At 43.0% G+C, this 668-nt stretch carries 1 protein-coding gene and 1 pseudogene; both read left to right on the top strand.

Translation table 11 applies throughout. The features are described from left to right. A pseudogene (locus tag AB4496_RS17085) lies at positions 1-262 on the top strand (arginyltransferase); the annotation flags it as partial. 81 nt (positions 263-343) lie between these two features. Further along, on the top strand, positions 344-562 hold the full coding sequence (infA, locus tag AB4496_RS17080; RefSeq protein ID WP_001040192.1) for a translation initiation factor IF-1: 219 nt from the start codon (positions 344-346) through the stop codon (positions 560-562). Positions 563-668 lie beyond the last annotated feature (106 nt).

Genomic DNA, 668 nt, shown 5'->3' with positions numbered 1-668 from the left:
AGTCTATGATGAGGGGCAGTTAGTCGGCATTGCCGTTACAGACATCATGTCTCACTGTACGAGCGCGTTTTATACCTTCTTCGACCCTGATATCGACATTTCCATGGGAACTCTTGGCGTTCTATTCCAGATCCAACATGCCCAGAAAGAACAAAAACAATGGTTATATTTGGGTTATCAAATCGATGAATGCCCTGCGATGAACTATAAAGTACGATTTCAACGTCATCAAAGGCTAGTAAATCAGCGGTGGCGAGGGTAGAATACGCGACAACTTTACATATTTTGATTTTAACGGCACAATCAAGCCGTTGAAAACCGCCAAATTTCGAAAGAGGATTAGATGGCTAAAGAAGACGTAATCGAGATGCAAGGCACTGTCCTTGATACTCTACCAAACACAATGTTCCGTGTTGAGCTTGAAAACGGTCACGTAGTGACAGCACACATCTCTGGTAAAATGCGTAAGAACTACATCCGTATTCTTACTGGTGATAAAGTAACTGTTGAGATGACTCCATACGACCTTTCTAAAGGCCGCATCGTCTTCCGTGCTCGTTAATTTTTAATTACCGAATACGATAAGAAGCGGAGCCCTCAAGGCTCCGTTTTTTATCGCCTGAACTTTTTACCACTCCAACAACACCAACCTAGCATCTAGCATCTAG

The organism is Vibrio sp. 10N.222.46.A1 (assembly GCF_041473595.1).
GTDB lineage: Bacteria > Pseudomonadota > Gammaproteobacteria > Enterobacterales > Vibrionaceae > Vibrio > Vibrio tasmaniensis_A.
This window is presented reverse-complemented; position numbering and strand designations above follow the sequence as displayed.

Bases quoted from the DNA above. Each gene is read 5' to 3' on its own strand.
- infA (WP_001040192.1), top strand. From the start codon at position 344: ATGGCTAAAGAAGACGTAATCGAGATGCAAGGCACTGTCCTTGATACT.